Consider the following 22,285-nt stretch of genomic DNA (forward strand, 5'->3'; position numbering starts at 1 on the left):
TAATGTAGAACTAAAAGCACTTTTTTTTATCCTTTATATTTTTTCAAAAGTACTCTCTCTTCTGGAGTAAATTCATTTACGATTGAATAATTATCAATTTTATTTATTTCGAGTAAATCTAAAACTGCAATTAGATTTCCATATTTTGAAGTGGAGCTAGGTTTGATAATAACGATTGCTCCTCTATCTGGTTTTCCTAAGGCAGCAGAATATTTAAGAATAAGTTTATTTTTAGATTTTATGTCAAATGCCATATCATTTTGCTGTAAATCAAATTGCTTTGGTTTGAAAACAGGATACTGTATTGTGCCTTGATAAGCAGTAGCTGTATCTTCTTCTCCCAAAAGAATTGTAATAATTCTACTTGGATCAGGATTATAACAACCAAAATTACCACAAGTCCAGTCGTTACCGCTTGTGTATTCTATCATTCGCGATTTCCCCATTTCCTTACTTACCATAAAGAACATGAGTAATAGAAACGAAATGCTAGTCATAGCCGTTAAGTCAACTCTATTATTTAATTTTTTACTTCTAATTTTAGAATTTAAATTTTTCATTATCGAATGTAAATTAGTGGTTAGTAGAATATAGTTGTTTCTTCTGAATCTAAATATAAGCAATTATTGGTATGTATTTATAAGCGGTTATCTTTATTTTATGCCAAATTCAGATAGTAGTAGATATTACTTTCAGCAAACGAACTGATATTACATGCCGTTATTATGATTCTTTTCTATTTCGAATAAAAAAAAAGAAGTTTTAAAGCGTTGATTACTAGAGTAAAGAAAAAAACTTTCAAAAAAAGATGCTTTTTTTAAATCCAAATCGAAAGTGACAGCGTAAATGGATATATAACTTAATAAATAAATTTATGAAAACTAGAAAATTTTTATCAGTAGCAATTCTTGCATTAGTATTTGGAGCAACATCTTTCGCTCAAAAAACAAAAATGGTTGGTGGAGCCGAAATGTTTCCAACTAAAAACATCGTAGAAAATGCGGTAAATTCAAAAGACCATACAACATTGGTAGCAGCTGTAAAAGCAGCAGATTTAGTTGAAACCTTACAAGGCAAAGGACCTTTTACGGTTTTTGCTCCAACAAATGCAGCTTTTGATAAATTGCCAAAAGGAACGGTTGAAACTTTATTGAAACCAGAAAACAAAAAAATGTTGCAATCAATTTTGACTTACCACGTTGTAGCAGGAAAAATGAGCGCAATGGACATTATGAATGCTATCAAAAAAGGTAATGGAAAAGCAACTCTTAAAACTGTAAGTGGTGGAACTTTGACTGCTTGGATGAAAGGGAAAAAATTGTACATTACTGACGAAAAAGGTGGAATGTCAATGGTTACAATTGGTGATGTAAATCAATCAAATGGTGTAATTCATGTTGTTGACACTGTACTTTTGCCAAAAGCATAATTTACAAACAACCTTATTCAAAAAAAGCCAATTCTGAAAAGAATTGGCTTTTTTTGTATCATTACATTTTGATTATCTCAAAGTTGCTCCTAATTCGGTTTCAAAATTAGTTTGCAATTTCCCCATTAATTTATCAATCTGTACATCTGTCAATGTTTTTGTACTGTCTTGAATAGTGAAACTGATAGCATATGATTTTTTTCCTTCAGGTAATTTTTCACCTTCGTATACATCAAACAAATTGATATTCTTAAGTAAATTTTTCTCTGTTTTCTTTGCCAAAGCATATATTGAGTCGTAAGTAACGGCTTGATCAACTAACAAAGCCAAATCTCTTCGAACTTCTGGATATTTTGGAATTTCAGTATATTTAATTTTTAAAGCAATTGCCTTTAAAATTTCATCCCAATTAAAATCAGCATAAAATACTTCTTGCTTGATTCCAAAATGTTTTAAGATAGATTTTTTTACCACTCCAAATTCCACTAACGGAATATGTGTAGTTCCAATTGCTATTCCTTCAGAAAAAACATCTGAAGTTACAGGAGAGTTAATTGTTTTGGTTATTCCAAGACGGTGAAAAATAGCTTCGACATATCCTTTAAACAAAAAGAAATTACTAGGAGTTTGTGCTTTTGCCCAACTTTCTGCATTTCTGCTTCCTGTTTGGAATAACGTTAAATGCTTGTGTTCTTCAAAACCAGATAAATATTTATGATACGTTTTACCGAATTCAAAAAGTTTTAAATCATAATTTCTTCTATTAATGTTGTATGAAACGGCTTCTAATCCTGAAAATAACAACGATTGACGCAAGGTAGCCAAATCATTACTCAAAGGATTCAGCATGGTAACATTGTGCTCTTCCTTTAAATTTCCTGAAAGTTTTGCGTATTCAGCAGTGGTTAGCGAATTGGCCATCATCTCATGAAAACCTTGTGAGTTTAACTGAGATGCAACAATATTCTGAACTTTGTAATCTTCATTTTTAGGTGAATTACTTACCGTAGCATTCATCTTTCCAGAAAACCCAATATTGTTGTAACCGTATACTCTTAAAATTTCTTCGATTACATCAATTTCTCTTTGTACATCTACGCGGTAGGCAGGAATCGTAATTCCAAGACCAGCTTCAGAAACACTGTTTACTTTAATATCCAAAGAAGCCAAAATTTGCTTAATGGTATCTTTTGGGATTTCTTGTCCAATTATTTTTTTAACGTTACTGAAATTTACAAATACTGTAAAATCCTCAATTTTCTTTTGGTATACATCGCTCACATCAGATGTTACGATTCCACCAGCCACTTCTTGAATCAAAATAGCAGCACGTTTCAAAGCATAAACAGTAATGGTAGGATCAATTCCTCTTTCAAAACGGAAAGAAGCGTCGGTACTTAACTGATGTCTTTTGGCTGTTTTACGAATGCTTACTGGATTGAAGTAGGCACTTTCTAAGAAAATATCTTTAGTATGCTCGCTTACACCTGAATTTTTTCCACCAAAAACACCTGCGATACACAACGGACCCTTTTCGTCACAAATCATTAAATCTTCTTCGTGTAACGTGCGTTCAACATCATCGAGAGTAGTAAATTTAGTTCCAGCTTCAGCAGTTTTTACTATAATTTTACCATTAATTTTTGAAGCATCAAAAGCATGCAACGGTTGACCAAGATCATGTAAAACATAATTGGTAACATCGACTACATTATTTTTTGGTGTTAAACCAATCGCTTTCAATCGGTCTTGCAACCAGGCTGGAGATGGTTTAATAGTAATACCAGAAATTGTCACACCACAATAACGTGGCGCCAAGGTGATGTCTTCTATGACAGTATCAATTTTTAAAGTACGCATGTCAACTCTAAAATTAGAGATAGATGGCGTAATTAACTCTGTATTAATTCCTTTTTGCATCAGTCCTGCTCTAATATCACGAGCAGTACCCATGTGACTCATTGCATCCGCACGGTTGGGTGTTAGACCAATTTCAAAAACTTCATCATCTTCAATCTTGAAAACTTTTGCAGCTGGAGTACCAGGAACCAAGGCTTCGTCTAGAACCATAATTCCGTCATGACTATTTCCAAGTCCCAATTCGTCTTCGGCGCAAATCATACCATGACTTTCTTGACCACGAATTTTTCCTTTTTTAATTGTAAATGGGTTTCCATCTGCGTCATATAATACAGTTCCAATCGTAGCAACAGGCACTTTTTGACCAGCAGCAACATTGGAAGCACCACATACTATTTGAACAGGCGCTTCAGCACCAATATCGACAGTAGTAACTTTCAATCGGTCGGCGTCTGGATGTTGCTCACAAGTTAGAACATGTCCTACAACAATTCCTGCCAAGCCTCCTTTTACAGATTGGTATTTGTCTACACCTTCTACCTCAAGCCCTAAATCCGTTAGTAAGTTGGATACTTCCTCTGAATTCCAGTCTGTTTTTATAAATTGTTTCAGCCAATTATATGATATCTTCATTTTATGTTTTTTTCAAGATTGCAAATATAAACATTGTCAACCGAGGTTCAAAGTTATTAAAGCCCATTTTTAGGAATAATACTGATGATTTTTAGTAGTAGAAAAGTAGTTTATACCCACAAAGACTGTCCCTGCCATCCGTTTCAAGCTTTCCGGCTTCAAGCTCTTTTTCTAAGGTACTGCAGGAGCTTCTTTCAGTCGCTCTGCACCACCAAGAAAAAAGTAGCTTTCTTTCCGCAAAGGCTTTTCACTATTGTCAGGACTAACCAGATAGTTTAGTGTTATCAATATCATTCCAAAATTAGTATGCTATTTTTAGATCCTAAATAACAGCAATGTGAATTTTATAAAATAAAAAAGCAATCCGTTTAGAATCGTATTCCTAAACTGACTGCTAAATTTCACTTAAATTCTTTATTTCTATTGATTATTGCGCTCCATTTTTCATGGCTTCCAGTATTTTTACATTTAATTCCTCTTGCGTCATTATAGGATATCCTGCTGGAATTTGGAACTCGCCCTTATCTATTTTTTGAAGTGCTTTAAAATTCTCCATTTTATAAGTCACACCATTTCCAGCTTCATCCTTTAGTATTGCTCCAACAAAATAACCGCCTGCATTGAGTTTGTTTTTTTGTGTAGTTAGGGCTTTAGGCAGTACGTTATCCAAATCATGGGTATAATACAGCTCCATTATTATCTTGTACTTAGGGTCATAATTAGTATTGACCAAATCATCAAAATTGACATTAAGCAGGCAGTGGAACCACAGTGAGCTATTATCGACATGATTTTTTCTTTCTTGTTCCGGTTGTACAGGAATAATAATTCTGGCTACATTGCAATTATAACCAAATGCTTTTTGGTTTAGTATCACCTCCGATGTTGCACCTTTTTTTTCAATATTTTTTTCTGCCAACTTTGCCATTGCAAATAGGGAACCTACATTAAAATCTTTTTCAATTAGGGTGTAATTTACGCCCATAATGGTACCAACAGTTTTAGCAGCGTTTTGCTGTAAATCAACCAAACTAAAACCATCTATTTGAAAACCTACAAGAAAAATAGGCTTTTGCTTTGAGCTACCAATACCTTTAATAGTAGACTTCACAAAATCGTTTGTAATCAATACAGAGGTGCTAGCCAATGCCATTGCTTCAAAAGTAGCTGCAATCTGAAATTTTTTCTGAATCTCAAGAGCGTCTGCAGGAAGCGGACCTTTCATTAATTCAGTCCAAATTTTGGTTACTGTTGTACTATCCGTTCGGGCATTGTTAAAAACTTCTTTATTAGTTCCCGTAAAACCATTTTTTCTTGCAATCGCAATTGCTTTTTGTCCCAATGAATGTTGGAGAAAAAAGTCATAATCAACAGCGTATGTTAATTTGGAACCTAAATCAAATTTTCCAGTTTTAGGGAAAGTTATTGGCGCCATTTCTGGGAAACCTACTTTTTCTTTTTGTTTGGCTGTTGTTTGACTTGTTTCATCGTAAACAACTACACCTTGAGTGGTTGCAATTGTATCTGCAGCAATCTCTGTTGCTTTTGGAGTAATTAGCTTCTCTAATTTGGTATTGATTTTATCTTTTAACTTTTTTGTAAGCGAGCCAAATTGGGCTTGAGCGGTACAAATAATAAAAAATAAGAACAGAAAAGTTAGTTGTTTTTTCATAATTCTTCGTTTTCTAGTCTTGGTTTGTTAACTAGCTCGTTGATAATGAAGTAAAAGTATAAAAAATACTAATGTTCTGATGTTATTTTAGCTTTTCAAATTTTAAAAAATGATTAAGAATTGACATCTACAGTAATTCTTCAACATGTTTTTTAATGTTTTCTGCTATTTTACGGGTAGGTAGATCATTAGCATCATGTCCAAATGGTTCTTCAATTTCTTCAGCAATAAGTTCTAAGCTAGCCAAAACATAAAATATAAAAACTACTACAGGAACAACATAATACCCTAGATTGAAAACGTAACCAAAAGGCAATGTCATCACATAAAAAAAGATAAATTTTTTCAAGAATACACTATAAGAGTAGGGAATAGGTGTGTTTTTTATTCGCTCGCAAGCACCACATATATCGGTAAAAGATTGCAGTTCACTATTAAGAATAATCAATTGATCACCAGTGATTTTTTGTTTTTTATATAATTCATTAACTCTCAAGAACATCATTTTGGCTACTTGATTGGGACGATGCGTGTGATGATCCTCGGTAAAGGAGATTTCTTCGAATAATTGCTTACCAGTTTCTTCATCTTTTAGATGTTTGTTCAGAATGGCTGCGTAACTAGGTATCATTTTTCGAAAGAAAGTTTTGTCTTTTTCGTCATCCAAAATGGCGTGCAATTTCAAGGCTAAGTTGCGGCTGTTGTTGACCAACGCGCCCCATAGTTTACGGCCTTCCCACCAACGATCGTAAGCGGTATTTGTTCTGAAAACGAGCAGCAGTGAAATCACAAACCCCAGCATTCCGTGCATCATGGAGATGTTTTTTACATGGCTACTATCGGGTAATTGCCAGTATTCAATTTCGAGATAGGCTACTCCAGCGGCGTAGAGTCCAATAAGGACCATCATTACAAATAATTGTCTAAAAGTATCTGCTTTATGAAAACGAAATATAAAAGTAATCCAGTCTTTAGGGTTGTAGCTTATCATGTTTTTAACTTATATAATTCCAAATATTTTTCTTCTTGGTCAATTGAATGTAAATGCTTTTAATAATTTCGTTTTCAGGTTTCGCCAGTGATTTATCATTTGCAAGTACACGTTGTGCGTGATTGCGTGCTAGTCCTAGAATATCCTTGTCACGCACAATATCTGCAATTTGCAGATTAAGCACACCGCTTTGTTGTTTCCCCATAAGATCACCAGGTCCACGGAGTTTGAGATCGACTTCGGCAATTTCAAATCCATCATTGGTTGCAACCATAGTTTCCATTCGGATTTTACTATCGGTACTCATTTTGTGACTAGTCATTAAAATGCAATAACTTTGTTCGGCACCACGTCCTACGCGTCCGCGTAATTGGTGCAATTGTGAGAGGCCAAAACGTTCTGCACTTTCGATAATCATTACACTCGCATTGGGCACATTGACACCAACTTCAATTACTGTTGTAGCCACCATAATATTGGTCTTTCCTTCAGAGAAACGTTTCATTTCGGCATCTTTGTCAGCGGGCTTCATCTTTCCGTGTAAAATCGAAATAGAGTAGGTAGGCAAAGGAAAATCACGAGAAATACTCTCATAACCATCCATTAAATCCTTATAATCCATATTTTCAGATTCTTGTATCAAGGGGTAAACAATATAGATTTGTCGTCCTTTGGCAATTTCGTCTCTCAAAAATTTCCAAACTTTTAATCTATTACTGTCATAGCGATGCACGGTCTGAATGGGTTTACGTCCAGGTGGTAATTCATCAATCACTGAAATATCTAAATCACCATATAAACTCATGGCCAAAGTACGTGGAATAGGAGTGGCGGTCATCACCAATATATGCGGCGGAATCACATTTTTTCGCCATAATTTTGATCGTTGTTCAACACCAAAGCGATGCTGCTCATCAATAACAGCAAGACCTAAATTTTTGAATTTAACTTTGTCTTCTAGTAAAGCATGTGTTCCGATGATGATTTGTAAACTTCCGTTTTCAAGTTCTTCATGTATGACTCTTCGAGCTGCGATTTTGGTCGATCCGGTAAGGATTTTTATGTTTAAGTTCAGTTTTTCTGCCAGTTCAGAGAGTCCTATATAATGTTGATTGGCCAAAATTTCGGTTGGAGCCATTAAGCAAGTCTGAAAACCATTGTCGAGTGCCAAAAGGATACTCATAAAAGCGACAATTGTTTTTCCAGAGCCAACGTCACCTTGCAGCAAGCGGTTCATTTGTGCATTGCTTCCCATATCAGTTCTAATTTCTTTGATCACTCGTTTTTGAGCTCCAGTTAGATTAAAAGGAAGATGATTTTGATAGAATTCATTAAAAAGCTCACCGACTTTGGTAAACGGGTGTCCTTTAATTTTATGTTTCTGAATCAAGTTTTTCAGAATCAACTGAATCTGAATATAAAATAATTCTTCAAATTTTAAACGGAATTCAGCTTTCGCCAAAGCGTCGGTGCTTTTAGGGAAATGGATATTGAAAAGCGCTTCTTTTTTCGAAATTAACTTCAACTCATCAATTAAGTAATCGGGTAAAGTCTCTGTAAATAAGGCTTGTGTTTCAATAAACAATTGTTGCATCAGTTTATTTACCGTGCGGTTAGTAATACCTCGATTTGTCATTTTTTCGGTCGAGGGATATACAGGTTGCATGGCCGAACGTAAGCTTTGTTGGTGCTCTGCAAATTGTTCAATCTCCGGATGCGCCATATTGAAGGCTCCGTTGAAAGAAGTACATTTTCCAAAAATAACGACTACTTCATTAACCTTTAATGATTCTTTTATCCATTTTTGACCCTGAAACCAAACTAGCTCCATTTGGCCTGTATCATCGATAAAAGTTGCTACTAAGCGCTTTTTATTTTTACCAAACTCAACCGTTTTTATATGTACAATTTTGCCAATAATTTGTACCTCGGCAGTTGTATTTTGTAGCTCGTTAATTTTGTAATACCGAGTACGATCGATGTAACGATTGGGATATAAATTAATCAAATCAGCATATTTATGAATCCCAAGTTCTTTCCTGAAAAGTTCGCCCCTGCTTGGGCCAACGCCTTTGAGGTATTCGATTGGAGTGAGAAGGATATTGGTCATAAATGCTTAAATAATCATTAAAACACGAAGATAGTTTTTTAAAGAGGATTTTAAAAATAGAATAATTGTAATTTGTACCTAGAATTGGTAAGTTTGGTTGAAATATAAAAAATAAACAACAATGAAAACCAGTCTATATCTTCTTTTATTACTTTGTACCTGTACTTTGAGTTTTGCTCAAGCTTCTCCATCAAAAATAGCGGCTATTAAAGAATTACTTGACCGTACTGGATCTGGCAAGCTAGGCGTCCAGGTAGGACAAGCTATTATAGCAAATTTTAAAAAAAGTCAGCCGAATGTTCCAGAAGGATATTGGGTAGAAGCGGCAAAAGAATTTAATGCAGAAAATTTATTAGAACTTCTAATACCTATTTATGATGAAAATTTTACAGAAAGTGAGATTAATGGTTTGATTGCCTTTTACAAAACAACTTTAGGTGAAAAAGTAATTGCCACTTTACCAAATATAATGACACAATCCATGGAAGTTGGTAGAAAATGGGGTACGCAAATGTCATTTAAAATTTATCAACAATTAAATGCAAAGAAACTAATTATCAATGAATAGTATGTGAGTACTACACTATATTTTCACAATTGCAAAATGTAGTGATTGGCAAAAAATAGTAAAGAAAACGAATCTATTCGGGTGTTTTACGAAAAAGACAATATCTTTGAAAAAATTAAAATAAGACAATGACAACTCACTTAGTACTACTTAGAGGAATAAACGTATCAGGCCACAATATGATGAAGATGGAAGCTTTGAAAAGCTGTCTTGAAGCTGCTGGTTTTGAGAACGTAGTAACTTATATTCAGTCTGGTAATGTATTTGTTGATACCGATGATGACAGTACGGCTGCAGTGGGGTTTAAAATCAAGCAAGAAATTTTTAAGGTATTTGGTCATGAAGTTCCAGTAATTGTAGTAAATAAGCAAGATCTTGAAGCCTGTTTACAAAATCCATTTTTAAATGAGAAAGATGTTGATCTCAAGAAGTTGTACGTCGCATTTGTCTCTACTACTTTGCGTTCAGATAGTATAAATGATTTAAAAATTAGTCAGTTCAAACCTGACGAGGCTCGAATAGATCAAAATCGTATTTTTATAAAATATGCAGTAGGAGCTGGTAAAACCCGTTTTGACCAAAAGTATATTGAGAAAAAACTAAATGTCTCGGCTACAATACGTAATTGGAATACCGTCATGCAATTGTTGAAAATGTATGAGGAGCGATAATAAGTAGCATTAAGAAGCAATTATTCTTTATTATCAAAAAATAAGTAGTTTTGGAGTACTTAAGAAGTAATATGCACGATTTGCGTGAGGGATAAAAGCAAAAAGCCCGGAAACAAGTGAAGCGGTAGCGGAACTTGTTGAGGACTTGTAGCGAATAGCCCGACCGGCTTTTTTGCCGGTCACGCCAAACACTTTATTATTATAATTTTCTGTTTTTAAGGGATTAAAAACCTTCCATGATTCCAGGGTAAACGCATTCTCCACCTACAACATTCAGTCCTAATGCTAGACCTTTATTTTGATCCAAGGCATCTTTCCAACCTTTGTTTGCGATTTGCAATACATACCCAACGGTTACATTGGTCAAAGCTAGGGTAGAAGTACGAGGTACTGCACCTGGCATATTGGCAACGCAATAGTGTACAACATCGTCAATAATATAAATTGGATCTTGGTGAGTCGTAGCTACTGTACTTTCAAAACATCCACCTTGATCTACTGCAACATCAACAATTACAGTTCCTGGGCGCATATCTTTAAGCATGTCGCGTGTAATTAATTTTGGTGCTTTTGCTCCTTTTACCAAGACTCCACCGATAATTAAATCGTGCGTTTGAATGTTTTTTCTAATGTTGTATTCGTTAGAAAATTCTGTGATTACATTGTTTGCCATTACGTCATTGATGTAACGTAAACGCTTCATATTAACATCCATAACGGTTACTTGTGCTCCTAATCCCGCCGCTTTTTTAGCCGCTTGAATTCCAACAACTCCAGCTCCTAAAATTAAAACTTTTGCAGGAGGTACTCCAGGTACTCCACCTAATAAGATTCCTAGTCCACCGTATGTTTTTTCCAAATATTTGGCACCTTCTTGAATTGACATTCTACCTGCCACCTCAGACATTGGTGTTAATAATGGTAAACTACCATCTGGATCTTCAACAGTCTCGTACGCGATGCAAATTGCATTACTTTTCATCATTGCTCTTGTTAGCGTTTCGCTACCTGCAAAGTGAAAATAAGTGAATAGAATTTGTTCCGGTTTAATTAAAGCATACTCCGATTCAATTGGCTCTTTGACTTTAACAATCATGTCGCTTATTGCATAGACCTCCTCTATAGTTGGGAGAATATGAGCACCAGCATCAATAAAATCCTGATCCGAAAATCCGCTACCCAAACCAGCTGTATGCTGAACGTAAACAGTATGATTACTTTTTACTAATTCAAAAACACCTGCAGGTGTCATACCAACGCGATTTTCATTGTTTTTAATTTCCTTAGGAACTCCTACTATCATATATTCTTTTTTAAGTGTTAATTTGTAGCATATACTCATCATAATAAGCAATGCGTTGTTAAATTTACAAAAGAGATACCATATAAACAATGTTTTTTAAGAATAATGTAGTGCTAAATCCAAATACTAAATTGCATTTTATTTTGCATTAAATAGAAAAATAGTAACGATATTTCAGTGAAAAGTAGGAATTCAAAATTTTAATTCACTTATTTTTTTAGTTAACATTTTTTTAATCATTTGTTAGAAAATAAAAATAATAAAATGTTAACGTCTTTTTGTTGTAAATTTTCCTATATTTCAATATGGACAGTGTTTTTGGATTCTAATTTAAGTGTTTCATAATGGTAGCATAGAGCTCTTTTTACAATAGGTCACAATACCAAAATCCGAAGTCAAAGGCAGTGTCGTCTGTTGTGCAGGTACTGTCTTGAGAGGTTTCTGATTTGGTTTTTTCATATTTTCTATAAATAATTTCACCGATTGTGAACGGAATCGCTTTCGAAAAAATAGGACCGTCAAAGGTAAAGGTGTGAAACTCTCCATTCTCTCCACAAACATCCACATTATCAGGTAGATCATTAATGAAATCTTGATCTAATAGGCGCCCCACAAAGCTTTTGTCCAAAAATTTCTCATTTACACATACGACTATAGTTTTGAATCCTAGTGCTAAAAATTCTTGGATCAATGTTGATGTCGAAATTTTCCAGAGCGGAAAAATACCTTTAAATCCTTGTGTAGCTAGTTTATCTTCGCGGTATTGCCTTAAATCTTCGAGAAAAATATCGCCAAAGATGGAATGTGTTACTCCTCTTTCTTTTAATCGAATAAGATGTTGGTTTACTACGGCTTCATAGGCTTCCATAGTTGGCATTTCTGGAATCATCATGATTTGTAGCGGAATACCAATACTCTCTGCTTGTTTTTGCAGTAGTTCTACCCGTACGCCGTGCATGGATATGCGCTGGTATTGCACACTCACGCTCGTGAGTAGGCAATCAATTTCGAATTCTGGATTTTGTAGTGTTTTGAATAAAGCTAGCGCAGAATCTTTGCCGCTACTCCAATTAAAAATGGCTTTTGTCTTCAAAGGATATGAATAGAATTATATTAGGTCACTAAAATAAGACTATTTTTTTTGAAAAGTAATAATTATCCTTTTTTGAAAATTTCGATTACTGCAGCATCATAATTTCTAAAGGTTTTTGCTTTTTTAATTTGCTTTAAAACTTTGTGTGGATCTGAAAAAGTAGTTGAAAAATATTCCCATAAGTGGTACATTTTTAATAAAATATGAGTTTGTCCTGATAAAGATTCACTATATATTTCGTATAAAGTATCATGAAATTGCTTGAAGACTTCAAGTTTGTTTGCAGGATATTCGTGTGTGTTGTTTTTGATCATGGTTGGCAAGAAAGGATCAGCTATCAAAGCACGTCCAATCATCCAGTGGTCAATAGTTGGGAAACGCTCTTGCATTTCGTGAAACTTAGCCACAGACGTAATGTCACCGTTGTAGTATAGTTTATGTTTTGCCGTATCAATACAGTTTTGAAAAGCATCCAAGTGTACGCCTCCTTTGTACAATTGCTTACCTAGTCGTGCATGAATCGCTATGTTTTTAAGCGGATATTGGTCTAAAATAGGCATTACGTCAAGAATTTCTTGCGCATTATCATACCCTAATCGCATTTTCATCGAAACCAGAATGTCACTCTCTGAATGTGCACGGTCAAGAATGGTATTAATTTTTTCGGTATTACTTATCAATCCTGATCCCATACCGCTTTTGGTCACCATTGGGTAGGGGCAACCTAAATTCCAATTTAGTTCTTTGTACCCTAACTCCTTTACATATTTTGCAACGAACAAAAATTCGTCTGCATCATTAGTGATTACTTGCGGAATCACTTCTAGACCCGTATTATTTTCTGGTAATAGGTCACGTTCATACGATGATTTGATCACCATTTTTCCGTTTAATCGAATGTAGGGAGAATAGAAGGTATCAATACCGCCAAAGAATTTATTTTGGGCATTTCTAAATCTAAAATCGGTAAAGCCTTGTAATGGGGAAGATAATAATGTGTAATCCATATGAAATTTAAGTTGTGCAAATATAGTGTACTTTCTAGTTTATTGATGCTAGTTTGATTTTATAATCATCAAAAACGTACCAATCAAACGTGCTACAAAATAACTAGTAGAACTACCATTCTCTCCATAAATCTGCGATACCTTCGCCTTTAGCATAGTTTTTTGGGTTTAAACCTGCAGCAATAGTGATTTTGTCGATGAGTTCACATAAATCTTCACGTTCTCCGGTTTCAATCAATCCTTGTTCAACATCATTCAATTCATTTAAGGCCAAGACGGCAATCTCAAAATATTTCTCTTTCTTTTTAATTTCGCCATTTTCACCCGTTTTAATAAGCTTTTCTAGTAAGGTGTCAAAAATATTTTTGGCAGCTGTGCAATTGTCTTCGGTATACTGCAGTAATCCATATTTAGAGGATTTCTCGCGCCATTTTTCAAAAGGATAATACTGCTTTGTAGCAATTAGCGCTTCAATATAACTTAATTTATCCTTTTCGGGTGTGTTTAAAAATTCTGCTTTTTCAAAAGCAATATTCGAATCTCCAAGGTCTTTATTTAAACTTTTCGAAATATAATAAGCCACTCCAATAATTAGTGCGGCCAACGAACCTATAAAAATGTTATTCATGATAGTGGTGCTATTTTAACTTGTTATTCCAATAAAATCCTAACTTTCTTGAAGCGATCTCTATTTCTTGGCGCAAAGGTACTTAAAGAATGGAAAAGGAATGTCGTCTCTTTGTTGGCAAATCATTAAACTATTTTTGCTAATGTAGCACTTCCTTTTTTTTTTAGATAGAAAGGAAGCAGTCTATAAAGATTGGACAAAAAAACTCCTAACAGTTAAGTTAGGAGTATGATTTAATGTATAACAGTAATTGTATGTAATTCATTATCAGTATAATGTGCTTATTTTTTTATAATTTCTTCAAGTGTAGCACCACCGGCTTTGTTGCTAACCTTTAAGATTATAGCTTGATTTTTGGTTGTTTTACCTTCGATTACATACAGTTTGGTGTTTTTACCAAATTCGGTGTTGCTTTGATCAAAATCAACGTCACCATATTGTAAACTATTTTTAATATCAATAGTATCAATCCATGGTTCAGCTAGAACTGCTGATGCTTTTTCGGAATAAGAAAATGGTTTAGAGCGTAAATCATTTAAAACTCTAGCATTTGGAAAATAGTTGCAACGGGTGTCTTTTCCGCTGAAAATCATACCCACAAAGAACAGACCAAGTACTAAACCTACCAAATAGTAGGCGAAACGGTGAAAAAATTTCATGTATTATTATTTTGGTGCAAAGGTAAAATAAAGATTCCTTAAAAAACAATTAAATTGATATCGTTATTGGGTAAATTGAACCAATCTCCAACCGCTTTGTTTGTTAGGATGCCGTGGTAAAGATAAACGCCATTTTTCAACCCCACATCACAACGTATTGCCGACTCAATTCCGCCATCGTCTGCAATTTGCATCAGGTAGGGAGTAAGAATGTTGCTAATTGATAATGATGCAGTTTTAGAATAACGAGAGGCAATATTTGGTACGCAATAATGCAAAACATTGCTTCTTATAAATGTTGGTTTTTCGTGAGTCGTAACTTCGGAGGTTTCAAAACAACCACCTGTATCAATACTCACGTCTACGATTACTGCACCTTTTTTCATGTGTTCAACCATGGTTTCAGACACGACTACAGGACATCGCTCAACCCCGCGTAAGGCACCAATAGCCACATCACAACGACGCAAGGCTTTGGTTAATGCTTTAGTTTGAATTGTAGAAGTGAATATCCTCTGGTTCAGTGTGTTTTGTAATCTTCTAAGTTTGGTAATTGAATTATCAAAAACCTTGACACTTGCTCCAAGACCAAGTGCAGTTTTGGCAGCAAATTCGGCAACTGTACCTGCACCTATAATCACAATTTCAGTTGGTGGCACTCCTGTTATATTCCCAATCAGTAACCCTTTTCCAAAATCATTTGTAATCATCAATTCGGCTGCAATCAATATAGATGCTGTTCCTGCTATTTCGCTTGTAGAACGAACAGCTGGATACGAGCCATCTTCGTCTTTAATATATTCGAAAGCCAACGCAGTGATTTTCTTTTTGCTCAGTGCTTCAAAGTATGCTTTGCTTTTTGTCTTTAATTGGATGGAAGAAATCAAAATCGTTTTTGAATTCATCATTTCGATTTCGTCAATCGTAGGAGCACCGATTTTTAAAATCATCGGACAGCTAAAAACTTTCTTGGTATCGTGAGTAATTTCGGCACCAGCATCACTGTACTCTTTGTCTGTGTAACTAGAGTTTTCTCCAGCGCCAGATTCAATCATCACGCGATGTCCGTGGTGCGTAAGCGTGTTCACGGCATCTGGAGTCAAACAAATACGACGTTCTTGATAACTGGTTTCACTAGGAATACCAATGAAAAGTTCGCTCTTGCGCTTTGATACTTCAAGTTTTTCTTCTTGTGGCATCAATTGCTCTTTGGTAAATGGTGTAATCGCTATAGATATTGACATTGTATACGGTACTTATTGAAAGGTAAAATTACATAAAAAGATTAAAATAAGGACTTTTGAACCGTATTATTAACCTATTGTTATCCTTGTAATTTTTAGATTTATTGCCTTTGACTCTGTTTTATGTAGTTGTAAAACGATTTAAAATTTTTTATTCGAAAATATTATCGCAATTCCAATACTCGCTTTCCGTTGGGTAGTGCTTTAATGGTTATAATCGAATGTGACTCAGGGATTAGATTCGGAATATTTTCGGCCCATTCGATAAAACACCAGTTTCCGGAGTATAAATATTCATCAACACCCATGTCCAGTGCTTCTGTTTCTTTCTTTAAACGGTAAAAATCAAAATGATAAACCAGTTGGTTGTCAAGTGTTTCGTATTCGTTAACTAAAGAAAAAGTAGGACTGCTAGTAGCTTCAGTAACACCTAGTTTTTTGCATAGTTCCTTAATAAAAGTGGTTTTTCCAGCGCCCATATCCCCATGAAAAAGGATGATTTCGCTCGGTTTTGTATCTAGCACTTGTTGCGCCACCGACTCAATTTCGTTCAAAGAAAATATAAATTCCATTAATTTAAAAGATATGAATTACACATATAAAGCATTACTAATTTACTTTTTTAAAATTATGAGAGTTAGATTTTAATGATAGTTAACTGTTTTAAACAATTTTACTTTCGATCTAAAATCGAACTCTCCTATTTCAATTTTACTACTTTGGATTGAACACCAAACAAGGAATAATCATTTCTTCCAATGATATTCCGCCGTGTTGGTAGGTGTTTTTGTAGTAACCAACATAATGATTGTAATTATTGACATAAGCCAAGAACAAATCATTTTTAGCAAAAATATACGAACTGGTCATATTAATAATAGGTAAACCTATTTTTTTTGGATCTTTGACCGCATAAACATCTTTTTGTTCATAAGTAAGGCTACGACCCGTTTTGTAACGTAGGTTTAGACTGGTATTTTTGTCTCCTACTACTTTTGAAGGATTTCGAACATTAATAGTACCGTGATCGGTTGTAAGTACCAATTTGAAACCTAAGGCTTGTGCTTGCTGAATAATTTCGAGCAAAGGCGAATTTTTGAACCAACTTAAGGTCAAAGATCGGTATGCTTTGTCATCTGAGGCCAATTCTTTTACAACATCCATTTCGGTTTTAGCGTGTGATAGCATATCTACAAAATTGTACACTACCGTAACCAAATCATTGTTTTTTAAAGCTTTGAAGTTCTCGGCTAGTTTTTTTCCGCTAGCCAAGTTGGTGATTTTAAAATAATCCTCCTTAATATTGAGTCCCAATCGTTTGATTTGAGCGGTCAAAAACTCCGCTTCATACAAGTTTTTACCACCTTCTTCTGGATCATTTTTCCAATATTGCGGGAACTTTTTCTCCATTTCTAAAGGGAGCATTCCAGAGAAAATCGCATTACGAGCATATTGCGTAGCCGTTGGCAAAATAGAGTAGTAGGGAACCTCTTTTTCAAGTTTATAATGGTTGGCAACAACATCTTCAAACACTTTCCATTGGTCGTAACGCAGGTTGTCAATCACTACAAAAAGTACAGGTTTGTCTTTTTTCTTCAATTCTGGAACTACAACATCTTTGAATAAAGTATGTGACTGCATTGGTTTGTCTGCTTTTGGTTCAAACCAATCTTCATAATTTCGTTCAATAAATTTACCAAATTGAGAATTTGCCTCTTGTTTTTGAGATTCTAATATTTCAGTAAGCGAATGATCGTTTATGTTTTCAAGATTAAGCTCCCAAAAGATTAACTTTTTGTACAATTCGATCCAATCTTCATGAGAATTAACCATTCCCATTTCCATAGAAATTTTTCTAAATTCTTTCTGATAGTCTAGCGTAGTTTTTTCGGTTACCAAACGAGAATGATCTAAGTTTTTCTTTAAACTCAACAAAATTTGGTTGGGATTGACGGGTTTAATCAAATAATCAGCGATTTTAGAACCAATGGCTTCTTCCATGATATATTCCTCTTCGCTCTTGGTAATCATAATCATAGGAACAGCCGATTTTTTTTCTTTCATTTCGGCCAAAGTCTCCAATCCGCTCATTCCTGGCATGTTTTCGTCAAGAAAAACAATGTCAAAAGCTTCATTTTCGAATATTTCAATCGCATCACGTCCATTATTACAAGTCGTTACGCTATAATTTTTTTTCTCTAAAAAAAGTATGTGAGGCTTTAGGTAATCAATTTCGTCATCAACCCAAAGTATTTTTATTTTGTCCATATCGTAGTGTTTTTTATGTGCATTAACTAGCAATCAATGTGCCAATTTACATATAATACGAGCTTATAGTTCCTAATTTTATTATAAAAATTACCGATTTATATTTTAAATATTACGATTAGTAAGGATATCGAAATTAAAAAGAAAACAACTCATTGTGGTAATGAGTTGTTTCTGGCAATAAAAAGTCCGAGGATTAAACGTGGTATTTGGAATTTCGGATCGACTTTTTATCTAAAATGTTTGAATTACCCAAAAGTAGAGTGGCATACCGATCGTTATATTGATCGGGAACGTTACTGCTAGTGCCATGGGTAAGAATAATCCAGGATTTGCTTTGGGTACCGTGATTTTCATAGCGGCAGGCACGGCTATGTAGGAGGCACTTGCGGCTAGGATGGCAAAGATGAAACGGTTGGCGATATCATCTGTTACAGTTGCGCTCAAGATTGCAAACAAACAACCATTGAATAAAGGAATGAGCATTGCAAAAAGGAAAGGAAACCAGCCGAATGAGAAAAATGATTTTAATTTTTTCCCGCTCGTGATACCCATATCAAGCAAGAATATCGCTAAAAACCCTTTGAAAAGATCGTTTGTAAACGGTTTGATTCCTTGTGCTTGCTCGGCATTGGCAATAAAACCAATCACCAAACTTCCTAAAATTAACAGCACACTACCGTTGGTCAACGAATGTTTGATAACCGAACTTTTTTGCATTTCGGTAGTTTCTTTTTTATTAAAAATGGTGATAAGAACGAGCCCGATTATGATTGCAGGCGATTCCATCAAAGCCATGATAGCTACCATGTGACCATGTAATTCAAGGTGTTGCCCTTCTAAAAAAGATACTGCCGTGACAAAAGTAACTGCACTTACAGATCCATACGCCGCTGCAATGGCTGCCGAATTGTAAACACTAAGTTTTGTGCGTAAAATAAAGAAGGTGTATAGCGGAATTATCACGGATATAAAAATACCAAACAGAATAGACCAAGCAATTTCTGCAGAGAACGTTTCGTGTGACAATTCTTGACCACCTTTGAAACCAATTGCAAACAAAAGGTATAAGGATATAAATTTGGATGAATTGGCGGGGATTTCTAAATCGCTCTTTAAATAAGCTGCTAGTATTCCTAAAACAAAAAATAAAAGTGCAGGATTCGTTAAGTTTTCAGTGAGCAGATTGAAATTCATTTTGTGTATTTAGTGAGATTGAAATAGTAAGTTGTTGTGCGTGTGCTTTTACTTTATAAATATTAAACTACTTGTATAGAAAGTGTCGAATAGATTTGCACTTTTTTGTTTGAAATTGTTGCCTTGGCCATGAACTTTTTGATGGTTTCAATGTCGGCTTCCAATTCAGGTATTCTTTTTACTGAATATAAATCCTGATCACCAGTACATTCTTGGGTACTAAAATTTTTCAATTCATGAAATTTTATCTTTTGGTTGTACAAATTCAGTAAAATATCAACTGCTTCGCTTGGCAAAAATGTTCCTTCAATTAAATGTAATGATTGTTTGTTGTCCATTTTGTTTGTGTTTTTGGTTTTGTTTTCGAATGCAAAATTGAAATATTTAATTCATAAATTTTTATTTATATTTGTAATGATACGTATAAATTTATTTTATGAATTACACCCTTAACCAGTTACAGATTTTTTTGAAAATTGTGCAAACACAAAGTGTAACCAAAGCTGCTGAAGCCTTACACTTAACTCAGCCGGCAGTCTCGATTCAGTTACGTAATTTTCAAGATCAGTTTGATATTCCGCTCACAGAAGTTATTGGTCGAAAGATTTATATCACTGATTTTGGGCACGAAATTGCCGAAGCGGCTGACCAAATTATAAGTCAAGTCCAAGCTATAAATTATAAAACGCAAGCCTACAAAGGAAAACTTTCGGGTAAATTGAAAATTTCGATTGTATCAACCGGAAAATATATCATGCCTTTTTTCTTGGCGAATTTTATGAAACAACACGAGGGTATTGAACTACTGATGGATGTAACCAATAAAAGTAAGGTGCTTGAAAGTTTAAAAAATAACGAAGTCGATTTTGCATTGGTTTCTATTATTCCCACCACTTTAGAGGTAGAACAGTTGGATTTACTTCAAAACAAATTATACCTCGTGGGTAGTGGTGACGATGCTTTTGATGGAGAAACTAATACGCAAAAAATATTTGAAAATAGACCTATGATTTATCGGGAACAAGGTTCTGGAACGCGCCAAATCATGGAAAGATTCATTAAAGATAATGCTATTTCTGTTTTTAAGACCATGGAGCTTACCTCCAATGAAGCAGTCAAACAAGCTGTAATTGCAGGTTTGGGCTATTCGATTATGCCGTTAATAGGAATCAAAAATGCACTTCGAAGTAATGATTTGCAAATTATTCCGGTTGATGGCTTACCAATAACCACCAATTGGAGTTTAATTTGGTTAAAGGGTAAAAAGCATTCTCCAGTGGCGTCTGCCGTTTTGAGTCATATACAAACCGAGAAAGAACAAATTATTCAGCAGAAGTTTCAGTGGTATACGCAGTAGTTTATTTTTCGAAAATAATAAAGAAAAAGATAGCTGCCTATTTGGTTTGTTATGAATTTAGAAGAATATTATTTTTAGGTTAGAAAGTGTTTTATTGCTCTATAAATCTTATTTTTATCAGATTAATTTTTGAGGATACTATCTATATTTTGTTAGATAAATTAAAATATCTGCTTTTAAGTAGATAAATTAAAATATCTGCTTTTTGGTGGATATATTTGATTATCTGTATTATAAAAGATATATTTACAAACCAAAAGAAATATTATGTACGCAGTAATCACAGGAGATATCATTGAATCACAACAAACAGCGACTACTGTTTGGATGCCTATTTTGAAAGAAGTACTCAGTCAATTTGGCTCAAATCCAAAAGATTGGGAAATTTTTCGTGGTGATAGTTTTCAGATTATATGTCCGCCAGAGCAGGCATTATTGTGTGCTATGATCATTAAATCCTATTTAAAAAGTCATGAAATTCAAGTTCGAATGGCGATAGGAATTGGAACCATTGATTATAGAACGGATAAGGTAACAGACTCCAATGGATCTGCCTTTGTACACTCAGGCACCCGCTTTGACAACCTCAAAAAACAAACCTTAGCCTTACAAACTCCTTGGGAAGAATTGAATAGTCCGTTATCGATAATGCTTGATTTGGCCGCAATAACGTTAGACAAATGGACCGCCAAAACTGCGGAAGTAATTTGTTTTAAACTTCAAAATCCTAGTTTAAGCCAAAAGGAGATTGCAGAAAATTTAGATAAAAAAAGACAAGGAAACGTTAGTGAAGCCCTGAAAAGAGGTGGATTTGATGAACTACAACAATTACTAGATTACTATCACAAACAAGTAACAATGCTATGTTAGATCTTTTACTCCCTTTGCTATTAGCACATCTTATCGGTGATTTTTTATTACAACCTGATCATTGGGTCAAAGCAAAATCTATTGCTCATAAGCGGGTCAAATACCTCAGCTATCATGTTGGTGTACATGCTATTTTATTGTTGGTTGCTTTGCAATTTCAGCTACATTATTGGATGGGTATTCTTTGCATTTTGATCAGTCACTTTGTAATTGATTGGATAAAAATTAAATTCCAAAATAAAAAAAATCAAATTTGGATCTTTTTTGCAGACCAGCTGGCCCATCTAGTCGTTCTTTTCTTGATTGCTTTGTGTTATGTACCTTTCGAATGGGACTTAAGGGCAATAGCAAATCCTAAAACCGCATTATTTTGCATTGCTTTTTTACTTCAAACCCAAGTTAGCGCCATCGTGATGCGGGTGCTTTTGTCTAAATGGAAAATGAAAGACGATAACCCCAACCAAGCCGGAAAATATATTGGAATGCTAGAACGCTTGTTCATCTTTGGTTTTGTTGTTATGAATTTCTGGGAAGGGATTGGTTTTTTATTAGCAGCAAAATCAATCTTTAGATTTGGAGATCTAAACAACGCCAAAGATCGCACCCTAACCGAATACGTTTTGATCGGAACTTTATTAAGTTTTGGCTTAGCAATGCTTATTGCAAAAGGGTACTTAGTATTATTGCTGCAAATGGTTTAAGATATTTTTACAAAATGAATATGG

Annotated in this window: 21 protein-coding genes; 6 read left to right on the forward strand and 15 right to left on the reverse strand. The window is 34.5% G+C overall.

What is annotated here, in order from left to right:
* Positions 1 to 26: 26 nt before the first annotated feature.
* Positions 27 to 560, reverse strand: coding sequence for an ExbD/TolR family protein (locus tag FFWV33_RS13595; RefSeq protein WP_108741416.1), 534 nt, complete (start codon positions 558 to 560; stop codon positions 27 to 29).
* Between the two features lie 314 nt (positions 561 to 874).
* Here FFWV33_RS13595 and FFWV33_RS13600 point away from each other — a divergent pair, with 314 nt between their 5' ends.
* The gene (locus FFWV33_RS13600; protein ID WP_108741417.1) at positions 875 to 1,429 is read left to right on the forward strand and encodes a fasciclin domain-containing protein; all 555 of its coding nucleotides are present in this window, start codon (positions 875 to 877) and stop codon (positions 1,427 to 1,429) included.
* Positions 1,430 to 1,501: 72 nt separating this feature from the next.
* Here the strand turns inward: FFWV33_RS13600 and pheT are convergent, their stop codons facing one another.
* The 4 genes from pheT to recG all read right to left on the reverse strand — a co-directional run bounded on the left by pheT (position 1,502) and on the right by recG (position 8,695).
* The gene (gene pheT / locus FFWV33_RS13605; protein ID WP_108741418.1) at positions 1,502 to 3,922 is read right to left on the reverse strand and encodes a phenylalanine--tRNA ligase subunit beta; all 2,421 of its coding nucleotides are present in this window, start codon (positions 3,920 to 3,922) and stop codon (positions 1,502 to 1,504) included.
* A gap of 427 nt (positions 3,923 to 4,349) precedes the next feature.
* Entirely contained in the window at positions 4,350 to 5,594 is a 1,245-nt protein-coding gene (locus FFWV33_RS13610) for a hypothetical protein (RefSeq protein WP_108741419.1), read from the reverse strand.
* A gap of 127 nt (positions 5,595 to 5,721) precedes the next feature.
* The gene (locus tag FFWV33_RS13615) at positions 5,722 to 6,585 is read right to left on the reverse strand and encodes a bestrophin family protein (protein WP_108741420.1); all 864 of its coding nucleotides are present in this window, start codon (positions 6,583 to 6,585) and stop codon (positions 5,722 to 5,724) included.
* A gap of 4 nt (positions 6,586 to 6,589) precedes the next feature.
* Positions 6,590 to 8,695: an ATP-dependent DNA helicase RecG gene (gene recG, locus FFWV33_RS13620; RefSeq protein ID WP_108741421.1), complete on the reverse strand. Its 2,106-nt coding sequence runs from the start codon at positions 8,693 to 8,695 to the stop codon at positions 6,590 to 6,592.
* A 121-nt stretch (positions 8,696 to 8,816) separates the two neighbouring features.
* Here recG and FFWV33_RS13625 point away from each other — a divergent pair, with 121 nt between their 5' ends.
* The gene (locus tag FFWV33_RS13625) at positions 8,817 to 9,263 is read left to right on the forward strand and encodes a DUF2059 domain-containing protein (protein ID WP_108741422.1); all 447 of its coding nucleotides are present in this window, start codon (positions 8,817 to 8,819) and stop codon (positions 9,261 to 9,263) included.
* Positions 9,264 to 9,391: 128 nt separating this feature from the next.
* Positions 9,392 to 9,934: a DUF1697 domain-containing protein gene (locus tag FFWV33_RS13630; protein WP_108741423.1), complete on the forward strand. Its 543-nt coding sequence runs from the start codon at positions 9,392 to 9,394 to the stop codon at positions 9,932 to 9,934.
* Positions 9,935 to 10,157: 223 nt separating this feature from the next.
* Here FFWV33_RS13630 and ald read toward each other — a convergent pair whose 3' ends face one another.
* From ald to FFWV33_RS13680, 10 genes are all read right to left on the reverse strand, one after another.
* Complete coding sequence (gene ald, locus FFWV33_RS13635) at positions 10,158 to 11,237, reverse strand: alanine dehydrogenase (protein WP_108742555.1); 1,080 nt, start codon at positions 11,235 to 11,237, stop codon at positions 10,158 to 10,160.
* Positions 11,238 to 11,601: 364 nt separating this feature from the next.
* Positions 11,602 to 12,330, reverse strand: a complete 729-nt coding sequence (locus tag FFWV33_RS13640; protein WP_108741424.1) for a Dph6-related ATP pyrophosphatase — start codon at positions 12,328 to 12,330, stop codon at positions 11,602 to 11,604.
* 62 nt (positions 12,331 to 12,392) lie between these two features.
* Entirely contained in the window at positions 12,393 to 13,337 is a 945-nt protein-coding gene (locus FFWV33_RS13645; RefSeq protein WP_108741425.1) for a tRNA dihydrouridine synthase, read from the reverse strand.
* Between the two features lie 112 nt (positions 13,338 to 13,449).
* Positions 13,450 to 13,965, reverse strand: a complete 516-nt coding sequence (locus FFWV33_RS13650) for a hypothetical protein (protein ID WP_211316262.1) — start codon at positions 13,963 to 13,965, stop codon at positions 13,450 to 13,452.
* Between the two features lie 281 nt (positions 13,966 to 14,246).
* On the reverse strand, positions 14,247 to 14,624 hold the full coding sequence (locus tag FFWV33_RS13655; protein WP_108741426.1) for a DUF4258 domain-containing protein: 378 nt from the start codon (positions 14,622 to 14,624) through the stop codon (positions 14,247 to 14,249).
* A 38-nt stretch (positions 14,625 to 14,662) separates the two neighbouring features.
* Positions 14,663 to 15,862 carry an alanine dehydrogenase gene (locus tag FFWV33_RS13660; protein WP_170111564.1) on the reverse strand — a complete coding sequence of 400 codons (1,200 nt, stop codon included), beginning with the start codon at positions 15,860 to 15,862 and terminating at the stop codon, positions 14,663 to 14,665.
* Positions 15,863 to 16,032: 170 nt separating this feature from the next.
* Positions 16,033 to 16,440: a tRNA (adenosine(37)-N6)-threonylcarbamoyltransferase complex ATPase subunit type 1 TsaE gene (tsaE, locus tag FFWV33_RS13665; RefSeq protein ID WP_108741427.1), complete on the reverse strand. Its 408-nt coding sequence runs from the start codon at positions 16,438 to 16,440 to the stop codon at positions 16,033 to 16,035.
* 142 nt (positions 16,441 to 16,582) lie between these two features.
* Positions 16,583 to 18,136 carry a T9SS response regulator signal transducer PorX gene (gene porX / locus FFWV33_RS13670; RefSeq protein WP_108741428.1) on the reverse strand — a complete coding sequence of 518 codons (1,554 nt, stop codon included), beginning with the start codon at positions 18,134 to 18,136 and terminating at the stop codon, positions 16,583 to 16,585.
* Between the two features lie 234 nt (positions 18,137 to 18,370).
* A complete protein-coding gene (locus FFWV33_RS13675; RefSeq protein ID WP_108741429.1) occupies positions 18,371 to 19,333 on the reverse strand; it encodes a sodium-dependent bicarbonate transport family permease in 963 nt (320 codons plus the stop codon).
* A gap of 62 nt (positions 19,334 to 19,395) precedes the next feature.
* Positions 19,396 to 19,671: a hypothetical protein gene (locus tag FFWV33_RS13680; RefSeq protein WP_108741430.1), complete on the reverse strand. Its 276-nt coding sequence runs from the start codon at positions 19,669 to 19,671 to the stop codon at positions 19,396 to 19,398.
* A 98-nt stretch (positions 19,672 to 19,769) separates the two neighbouring features.
* Here FFWV33_RS13680 and FFWV33_RS13685 point away from each other — a divergent pair, with 98 nt between their 5' ends.
* The 3 genes from FFWV33_RS13685 (at position 19,770) to FFWV33_RS13695 (ending at position 22,261) form a co-directional block, all read left to right on the forward strand.
* A complete protein-coding gene (locus tag FFWV33_RS13685) occupies positions 19,770 to 20,690 on the forward strand; it encodes a LysR family transcriptional regulator (RefSeq protein ID WP_108741431.1) in 921 nt (306 codons plus the stop codon).
* 267 nt (positions 20,691 to 20,957) lie between these two features.
* A complete protein-coding gene (locus tag FFWV33_RS13690; RefSeq protein WP_108741432.1) occupies positions 20,958 to 21,560 on the forward strand; it encodes a transcriptional regulator in 603 nt (200 codons plus the stop codon).
* Positions 21,554 to 22,261 (forward strand): DUF3307 domain-containing protein, encoded by a 708-nt coding sequence (locus FFWV33_RS13695; RefSeq protein WP_108741433.1) that lies wholly within the window; start codon positions 21,554 to 21,556, stop codon positions 22,259 to 22,261. The genes FFWV33_RS13690 and FFWV33_RS13695 overlap by 7 nt, the downstream gene beginning before the upstream one ends.
* The last annotated feature ends 24 nt before the right edge of the window (positions 22,262 to 22,285 follow it).

It is taken from the genome of Flavobacterium faecale, assembly GCF_003076455.1.
Taxonomy (GTDB): Bacteria; Bacteroidota; Bacteroidia; order Flavobacteriales; family Flavobacteriaceae; genus Flavobacterium; species Flavobacterium faecale.

What these genes read in the sequence shown, in the direction of transcription:
- ald (WP_108742555.1), bottom strand. Translation starts at nt 11,237, where the DNA reads ATGATAGTAGGAGTTCCTAAGGAAATTAAAAACAATGAAAATCGCGTT.
- FFWV33_RS13680 (WP_108741430.1), bottom strand. Translation starts at nt 19,671, where the DNA reads ATGGACAACAAACAATCATTACATTTAATTGAAGGAACATTTTTGCCA.
- FFWV33_RS13625 (WP_108741422.1), top strand. Translation starts at nt 8,817, where the DNA reads ATGAAAACCAGTCTATATCTTCTTTTATTACTTTGTACCTGTACTTTG.
- FFWV33_RS13675 (WP_108741429.1), bottom strand. Translation starts at nt 19,333, where the DNA reads ATGAATTTCAATCTGCTCACTGAAAACTTAACGAATCCTGCACTTTTA.
- porX (WP_108741428.1), bottom strand. Translation starts at nt 18,136, where the DNA reads ATGGACAAAATAAAAATACTTTGGGTTGATGACGAAATTGATTACCTA.
- recG (WP_108741421.1), bottom strand. Translation starts at nt 8,695, where the DNA reads ATGACCAATATCCTTCTCACTCCAATCGAATACCTCAAAGGCGTTGGC.
- FFWV33_RS13690 (WP_108741432.1), top strand. Translation starts at nt 20,958, where the DNA reads ATGTACGCAGTAATCACAGGAGATATCATTGAATCACAACAAACAGCG.
- FFWV33_RS13655 (WP_108741426.1), bottom strand. Translation starts at nt 14,624, where the DNA reads ATGAAATTTTTTCACCGTTTCGCCTACTATTTGGTAGGTTTAGTACTT.
- FFWV33_RS13645 (WP_108741425.1), bottom strand. Translation starts at nt 13,337, where the DNA reads ATGGATTACACATTATTATCTTCCCCATTACAAGGCTTTACCGATTTT.
- FFWV33_RS13685 (WP_108741431.1), top strand. Translation starts at nt 19,770, where the DNA reads ATGAATTACACCCTTAACCAGTTACAGATTTTTTTGAAAATTGTGCAA.
- FFWV33_RS13600 (WP_108741417.1), top strand. Translation starts at nt 875, where the DNA reads ATGAAAACTAGAAAATTTTTATCAGTAGCAATTCTTGCATTAGTATTT.
- FFWV33_RS13695 (WP_108741433.1), top strand. Translation starts at nt 21,554, where the DNA reads ATGTTAGATCTTTTACTCCCTTTGCTATTAGCACATCTTATCGGTGAT.
- tsaE (WP_108741427.1), bottom strand. Translation starts at nt 16,440, where the DNA reads ATGGAATTTATATTTTCTTTGAACGAAATTGAGTCGGTGGCGCAACAA.
- FFWV33_RS13610 (WP_108741419.1), bottom strand. Translation starts at nt 5,594, where the DNA reads ATGAAAAAACAACTAACTTTTCTGTTCTTATTTTTTATTATTTGTACC.
- pheT (WP_108741418.1), bottom strand. Translation starts at nt 3,922, where the DNA reads ATGAAGATATCATATAATTGGCTGAAACAATTTATAAAAACAGACTGG.
- FFWV33_RS13650 (WP_211316262.1), bottom strand. Translation starts at nt 13,965, where the DNA reads ATGAATAACATTTTTATAGGTTCGTTGGCCGCACTAATTATTGGAGTG.
- FFWV33_RS13615 (WP_108741420.1), bottom strand. Translation starts at nt 6,585, where the DNA reads ATGATAAGCTACAACCCTAAAGACTGGATTACTTTTATATTTCGTTTT.
- FFWV33_RS13630 (WP_108741423.1), top strand. Translation starts at nt 9,392, where the DNA reads ATGACAACTCACTTAGTACTACTTAGAGGAATAAACGTATCAGGCCAC.
- FFWV33_RS13595 (WP_108741416.1), bottom strand. Translation starts at nt 560, where the DNA reads ATGAAAAATTTAAATTCTAAAATTAGAAGTAAAAAATTAAATAATAGA.